The sequence below is a fragment of the Thiomicrorhabdus cannonii genome (assembly GCF_013391695.1).
In the GTDB taxonomy this organism is placed as follows: Bacteria; Pseudomonadota; Gammaproteobacteria; order Thiomicrospirales; family Thiomicrospiraceae; genus Thiomicrorhabdus; species Thiomicrorhabdus cannonii.
Genome location: NZ_JACBGH010000051.1, coordinates 1 through 382, shown reverse-complemented (window position 1 = coordinate 382; position 382 = coordinate 1). Strand labels below are relative to the sequence as shown.

The window sequence follows — 382 nt, the reverse complement described above, 5'->3', positions numbered from 1 at the left end:
CTACACTAGGATCTAAAGCAAAGCGCTCGTTCCCCCAAATGCTTGGGGAAGCTTGCTGAATCGCATTTACTAGATGAGCCATGTAATTAGAGTTATTAGAATAACCTGCTCTACGTGACAATGAATGATTATCATCATGCCCAATCCAGCCACCTAGGGTTAATCTAGGTGTCGAAAGCATGAGCCACATATTTTCGTCTTGGTTGGTTGTACCAGTCTTCCCAATCCAATCTGCATTAGCCAGAGTAGGATTTAAAGAAGTCAGGTTAGACTTGAAGGTTGTTGTCACACGAGAGGATAGAACTTCTCGTAGCAATCCCTGCATAATCGTCGCAGTAGCTTTTGAATAGACTTGAACCGGTTTATCCTGATACTCATACAC

General features: G+C 42.9%; 1 protein-coding gene. It reads right to left on the bottom strand.

Translation table 11 applies throughout. The features are described from left to right. Nucleotides 1–382 (bottom strand): hypothetical protein (locus HZ297_RS11915; protein ID WP_218644637.1); only part of this gene is annotated, 382 nt, incomplete at both ends.